7 protein-coding genes are annotated in these 6000 nt (G+C 70.9%); 6 read left to right on the forward strand and 1 reads right to left on the reverse strand.

Features of this window, described 5'->3' with window-relative positions; genetic code table 11:
• Positions 1 to 11 precede the first annotated feature (11 nt).
• From ACP4J3_RS23920 to ACP4J3_RS23930, 3 genes are all read left to right on the forward strand, one after another.
• Positions 12 to 629 (forward strand): RNA polymerase sigma factor, encoded by a 618-nt coding sequence (locus tag ACP4J3_RS23920; RefSeq protein WP_426537659.1) that lies wholly within the window; start codon positions 12 to 14, stop codon positions 627 to 629.
• A gap of 59 nt (positions 630 to 688) precedes the next feature.
• Complete coding sequence (locus ACP4J3_RS23925; RefSeq protein WP_426537661.1) at positions 689 to 1426, forward strand: hypothetical protein; 738 nt, start codon at positions 689 to 691, stop codon at positions 1424 to 1426.
• 714 nt (positions 1427 to 2140) lie between these two features.
• Positions 2141 to 3406: a serine/threonine-protein kinase gene (locus ACP4J3_RS23930; RefSeq protein WP_426537663.1), complete on the forward strand. Its 1266-nt coding sequence runs from the start codon at positions 2141 to 2143 to the stop codon at positions 3404 to 3406.
• Between the two features lie 290 nt (positions 3407 to 3696).
• Here the strand turns inward: ACP4J3_RS23930 and ACP4J3_RS23935 are convergent, their stop codons facing one another.
• Positions 3697 to 4323 carry a hypothetical protein gene (locus tag ACP4J3_RS23935; protein ID WP_426537688.1) on the reverse strand — a complete coding sequence of 209 codons (627 nt, stop codon included), beginning with the start codon at positions 4321 to 4323 and terminating at the stop codon, positions 3697 to 3699.
• Here ACP4J3_RS23935 and ACP4J3_RS23940 point away from each other — a divergent pair.
• From ACP4J3_RS23940 to ACP4J3_RS23950, 3 genes are all read left to right on the forward strand, one after another.
• A complete protein-coding gene (locus tag ACP4J3_RS23940) occupies positions 4291 to 4377 on the forward strand; it encodes an HNH endonuclease (protein WP_373306703.1) in 87 nt (28 codons plus the stop codon). The two genes, ACP4J3_RS23935 and ACP4J3_RS23940, sit on opposite strands and share 33 nt — an antisense overlap.
• A gap of 364 nt (positions 4378 to 4741) precedes the next feature.
• Positions 4742 to 5362, forward strand: a complete 621-nt coding sequence (locus ACP4J3_RS23945) for an RNA polymerase sigma factor (RefSeq protein ID WP_426537682.1) — start codon at positions 4742 to 4744, stop codon at positions 5360 to 5362.
• 42 nt (positions 5363 to 5404) lie between these two features.
• Entirely contained in the window at positions 5405 to 5929 is a 525-nt protein-coding gene (locus tag ACP4J3_RS23950; RefSeq protein WP_426537665.1) for a hypothetical protein, read from the forward strand.
• Positions 5930 to 6000 lie beyond the last annotated feature (71 nt).

The following is a 6000-nucleotide window of genomic DNA, read 5'->3' on the forward strand; positions in this document are numbered from 1 at the left end:
CGAGGACAGTGTTGGGCATACGAGACGAACCCCGTCGCGTGCAGGAGTACGACGGGCAATTGGGCGCGGCCGTCACGCGGGCTCAGGAAGGCGACGAGGCCGCGTTCGCGGTCGCCTACCGGATCGTGCAGCCCGGACTGCTCGGCTATCTGCGCGGACTGGTCGGGGACGACGCGGAGGACGTGTCGTCCGACGCCTGGCTGGAGATCGCCCGGGACCTCGGCCGGTTCACGGGTGACGGGGCGGGCTTTCGCGGCTGGACCGCGACCATCGCCCGGCGCCGGGCGATGGACCATCTGCGCCGCCAGAAGGGGCGCCCCCCATCGACGGCGCGCGAACAGGACGCACAGAACCTGCCCCGCCCGCACAGCACGCACGACCAGGCGCTGGAGTCCCTCTCCACCGAGTACGCCCTTCAGCTGGTCCACGGGCTGCCGCAGGACCAGGCCGAGGCCGTGCTGCTGCGCGTCGTCGTCGGCCTGGACGAGCCCGCCGCCGCCCGCGTCATGGGCAAGCGTCCCCGTGCGGTGCGCACCGCCGGGTGCCATGGGCTGAAACGCCTTGCCCGCCGGCTCGGCGGCGCAGATGTGACGCACGAGGTTCCCCGGACGCTGGGGGAGTCGATATGAACGTCAACGACGGCCGATCGTCGGACAGGGACGGATGCGGGAACGGGATGAACGCGGGCATGGGTGAGCCGCACAACGACGGCAAAGCCCCCGGCCGTCGGCGCGTGCACCCCGGCGACGCCGCCGCGACCGGCCCGGAGGGCGCCGCGCTGGAGGCGTTGCTCGCCGCGCTGCCCGACGCCGGTGCCGACTACGAGGGCGAGCAGCGAGCCGTGGCCGCGTTCCGGGCCGCCCGGGACGCCGGGGCACACCGGGCGCGAACCCGGCGCCGGGACGACTGGCGTCCGCGCGAGCGGCGGCGGGTCTGGCACTCCGTGCGGGCCGCCGTGGCGCTGTCCCTGGCCGGCCTCACCCTCAGCGGCGTCGCGGTGGCGGCTATCGGCGTCGTCCGCTCGTCGGACGACGGCCACCGGGACCGGCGGCCGCCGCAGCCATCGGCCACCGCCTCCAGCCGGGCCGGCGCGCGCGAGTCTCCCGCCCAGACCCACACGCCCGGCGCCTCCGTTACGCCCGGCCACTCGGCCACCGCCCAGGACACCGAGGCCCACTGCCGGGCGTACGAGAAGGTCAAGGGCCGGGGCAAGGCGCTGGACGCGACGGCCTGGCAGCGGCTCGTCGACGCTGCCGGCGGCGAGAAGAACGTCGCCGTGTACTGCGCCGAGCAGTTGGCGCGGCCCTCGGCAGGAGACAAGCAGGGCAAGACTGAGAAGACCAAGAAGGCCCAGGAGACAGAGACGACTGAGGAGACGGCCAAGCCGAGCAAGCCCGCCAAAACGACCAAGCCCGAGAAGTCGTAGCCGCCTCGACGCGGCTGTATGGCCCGCGTGCACGGTCAGGTGTGACAGATCAGATCCGTAGTGCGCTGTAGGAGGCGACCCGATCATGAGGGTCAAGGGGTCCGCCCTTCTGTGGAGGGGGCAGCGGGCTCCGACGTGCAGGGGCAGGCTCGGTTACCCCCGTGACGGGTCTGCCCCCTGCTCGAAGGCGAAGGCCGGCCCTGGGTGCCCAACCGCGCAGCGGCACCCAGGGCCTTTTCTGCGGGCGGGGTGGCAGGGGCCGCTCTTCAGGCTTGCGACAGCCTCGCCTGGGCAGGCCCCTAGCCGAGTCCGCCTCCCGTCCCTTCGCGCCGACCTCACTATGAATTCTGCTTCCGGCCCAGGGGCCACCCCGGCCGGGAGCACGGCGTTCGTGCCCGCCACGACCGCCCGGTGAAATCGGCATCCGCTCGGTCATGCAGCCTGCGGATCTTCGTCCAGCCCTCCACACAGGTCGCCTCTTTCCTTCTGATCTTGATCTCCAAGGGCACCCGGAATCAGACAAAGATCACCAGCGGGTCAGTTTTGATCCCCTGTCAGAGGTCACGGTCCAGCCGTCGTCGAGAGATGCGGCTGTGACGCTTGGCAGCTCCTGGGCGCTGAGGAGAGTGGGTTCAGGTTCACTGCCCCGCTGTTGTGTCACTGCGCGGGCCGGTGTGACCGCTGGCATATGTCGTTTCAGGGACGTGGTGCGTAGTGCTGGTCGCGCAGCGATACCGGCTGGACGGGCCCGTCGGCCGAGGCGGCATGGGCGAGGTCTGGCGTGCCACCGACGAGATGCTGGGCCGGACCGTGGCCGTCAAGCTGCTCGCCGCCGAGGCGGACGAGGCCGCGGTGCAGCGTTTCCGCCGCGAGGCGGAGATCGCCGCTCGCCTCAGCCATCCCCACGTGGTCGCCCTGTACGACGCCGGCGCCCATGAGGGACGGCTCTTCCTGGTGATGGAGTTCGTCGACGGCGGCAGCCTGGCCGGGGAACTGGCCGCTCATGGCGTACTGTCCCCCGAGCGGGTCGCCCACCTCGCGGCGCAGATCGCCGAGGGCCTGTCCGCCGCGCACCGGCAGGGCGTCGTCCACCGCGACATCAAGCCCGCCAACCTGCTGCTGTCCTCGGACGGCACCGTGAAGATCGCCGACTTCGGGGTGGCCCGGACCGCTCACGAGACGGCGGTGGCGCTGACCGCCACCGGACAGCTCCTGGGCACGAGCACCTACCTGGCGCCCGAACGTGCCGTGGGGCGCCCGGCCGGACCCGCCTCGGATGTGTATTCCCTGGGCTGTGTCCTGTACGAACTGCTCACCGGCCGACCGCCGTTCGGCGGGGACACCGCCGCGGCCGTCGTCCACCAGCACGTCGACGCCGTCCCCGCCCGGCCCGGGCAGCTGAGGCCCGGGCTGCCCGGCAGTGTCGAGGACTACCTGCTGCGGCTGCTGGCGAAGAACCCGGGCCACCGGCCCACCGCCGAACGCGTCGCCGACTGGTTCACCGCCTGGCCAGGACAGTCGGCCGTCCGTACCGTCGCCCGCGCCACCGGACACCCCGGCACCCACCGCCCGGCTCACCGCCTCCCCACTACCGCGGACGCCCCGGGGACGACGACCCGCCGACGGCGCACCGCCGTCCTCCTCGGCCTGGGAGCGGCCGCTCTGTTCGCCTCCTCGGTCCTGATCGGCACGACGCTGACCAACGAGGCCCAGGGCTCGTCCGAGCGCACCACCCCCTCCCCTACTCTGTCGCCCTCCCCACCGGCGACCACCGCGGCCACAGCCCCCTCTACTCCCGAGGAGACCGAAACCGCCCCCACGGCCCCTCCCCTTCTCGTACCTTCCGCAACCCCGACCGCGCACGACACCACGCCCGTGGCCACCCCCACCGCACAGCCGACCAGCACCGCGACAACCACGCCCTCGCAGTCCTCGACGCCGACGAAGAAGAAGCCTGGCAAGCACAAGCCGCAACGGTGACCCCCACCGCGTGAGGGGACGGTTCCGTTCTCGCAGCGTCCGACAGGCAGCGCCTGTCTGCGAGGCGGGTGCGGGCCTGCATCATCCGCCTGGTTCGGGGAGCACGAGTGATGGGCCGAAGTACCTCAGCATCGGCCTCTTCGGAGGCTTCGTGTCTCGTTGTCGGCAAGCACCGGGCGGGTGGTTCCGTCCTGACCGTGTGCGGCACGGGCGTCGTCCAGGGCTTTCCCACAGGCGCTTTCACCCTATGGCATGGATGGATTCGGCTGCATCATCTCGGTCCGGCTCGGTTACGCTTGAAAAGCAAGTCGCTCTCTTGTTGCGCCAGGTGTCGGAGTCATCATGCTGAGCCGTGCCAACAACGTATCCATCAGATTCGAGGAGATTTTCGTCCCCGAGATCCCGGCGAGCCGGTCTAGCTGGGGTAACTGGGTGCGGCTGCTCTTGGACGGAAGAAAGCCCCACCCGAAATACCACCCGTCATGGGCCGGGCATGGCTCCGAATCGGGCGCGACGAATACCCGGGCGCCATCGTCAGTGAAGAGATGTTTCTCAAAGAAGAGCAGCTGCAACGACATGAACCGATCCTCATGATCTTCACAGGCGACCGTTGGTACTGGTGGTTCCAGGACAGGTTCTATTGGACGAATGACGACATGGACGGCGACGATGTCCATGCCTTGCTGCTCACTAGGCACCAGCGGGAACGTCAGCGCGTTGAGCGGGCACGAGCCATGGTTGCCATGGGTGAAGAGCCTCGCATCCGCGAGCGCGGGCACATACCGGACGACGTAAAACAGCTCGTGTGGATACGCGATCAAGGTCGTTGCCGAGTGTGTGGCGCTACTTCGGAATTGCAGTTCGACCACATTATTCCAGTGGCCATGGGCGGTTCCAGCGAGGTCGAAAATCTTCAATTGTTGTGCGGGTCGTGTAACCGCCGCAAGGGAGCCGGCCTGACGTTGCCTTAACCAGAAGGCTACCGGCGATTCAGCACACCGCATTACCGGCCGACAACGCTTCGTACTCCGGTATCACGCCGACCGAAACCGCCACATCGGATCTCTCGCCGACTCCCACCCTCGCTCAGAACCCGGCCCGTGCCGCCCCGGCAAGAAGGCCGCCGAGAAGAAGGCCGAGATACCCACCAGACGGTAATCGCCTCCACAGCGACCGCGCGGTCCGCCCTGTGCCGTCACGTGCTGACGAAATGCGATGCGCCGGCAGAGGGGCGTCTGAGTTGCTGTGACACTTCTGAGAACTGCCGCTGATGATCGTGGGGGCATGGGCAACAAGCCTGTCGTGCCCCGCGGTGCGGGTTCGTCAAGGCTCGCCATGCACTCGGCACGAAGGGGGCCCCGCAGCGTGCAGGCTTACGACGGGGAATTGGGCGCGGCCGTCGCGCGGGCCCAGGAGGGCGACGAGGCCGCCTTCGCGGTCGCGTACCGGCTCGTGCAGCCCGGACTGCTCGGCTGTCTCCGCGTGCTGGTCGGGGACGACGCCGAGGACGTGGCCGCCCACGCCTGGCAGGAGATCGCCCGGGACCTCGGGCGGTTCAAGGGGGACGGGCCGGGCTTCCGGGGCTGGACGGCGACCATCGCCCGGCACCAGGCGCTGGACCACCTGCGCCAGCAGAAGGTACGGCCCCGGCCGACGCCGCTCGAACAGCACGCACGGAACCTGCCCCGCCCGCACCCCGCCCACGGCCAGGCTCTGGAGCCCCTCTCCACCGAGGACGCCCTTCAGTTGGTCCGCGGGCTCCCGCGCGACCAGGCCGAGGCCGTGCTGCTGCGCGTCGTCGTCGGCCTGGACGGCCCCGCCGCCGCGCGCGTCCTCGGCAAGCGGCCCCGGATGGCGCGCACTGCCGCGCACCGCGGACTGAAACGCCTCGCGCGCCAGCTCGGCGCCGGAGGTGTGATGCACGAGGCTTCCTGGACGCTGGGGGAATCGACATGAACGGCACGGCGGCCGACCGCCGTACAGGACATGAATGCGGGCATGGTGAACGGGACGGATGCGGGCATGGGTGACCGGCACAGCGACGGCGGTACCCCCGGCCGTCGGCGCGTGCACCCCGGCGATGCCGTGCCCGGCGTGGAGGGCGCGGCGCTGGAGGCGCTGCTCGCCGCGCTGCCCGAGGCTGGTGCCGACAGCGAGGGTGAGCAGCGGGCCGTGGCAGCGTTCCGGGACGCCGGGGCGCACCGGGCGCGTACCCGGCGCCGGGACGACTGGCGGCCACGGGAGCAGCGGCCGGCGTGGCGCTCAGTGCGAGCCGCCGTTTCACTGTCCCTCGCCAGCCTCGCCCTGAGCGGCGTCGCGGTGGCGGCGATCGGCGTCGTCCAGTCGTCGGACGGCGACCGCAGGGACCGGCGACCGGCGCGGCCGTCAGCCGACGCCTCAGACCGGTCCGGCCCCGGGGCGTCTCCGGCCGCCTCTCGCACGCCCAGCGTCTCCGCCGCGCGGACCCAACCGGCCCACGCCCAGGACACCGAGGCCCAGGTCGTGTCCCTTGTCGTGGTGTAGCCGATCATCCGGCGGTCGTGTTGGTGGTGTTGGGTAGCGCGGGGGCGCTTTCGGGGCGTTGGGCGGGGTAA

Source organism: Streptomyces sp. UG1, assembly GCF_049974585.1.
In the GTDB taxonomy this organism is placed as follows: Bacteria; Actinomycetota; Actinomycetes; order Streptomycetales; family Streptomycetaceae; genus Streptomyces.

What these genes read in the sequence shown, in the direction of transcription:
- ACP4J3_RS23950 (WP_426537665.1), top strand. Translation starts at nt 5,405, where the DNA reads ATGGTGAACGGGACGGATGCGGGCATGGGTGACCGGCACAGCGACGGC.
- ACP4J3_RS23940 (WP_373306703.1), top strand. Translation starts at nt 4,291, where the DNA reads ATGGGCGGTTCCAGCGAGGTCGAAAATCTTCAATTGTTGTGCGGGTCG.
- ACP4J3_RS23925 (WP_426537661.1), top strand. Translation starts at nt 689, where the DNA reads ATGGGTGAGCCGCACAACGACGGCAAAGCCCCCGGCCGTCGGCGCGTG.
- ACP4J3_RS23945 (WP_426537682.1), top strand. Translation starts at nt 4,742, where the DNA reads ATGCACTCGGCACGAAGGGGGCCCCGCAGCGTGCAGGCTTACGACGGG.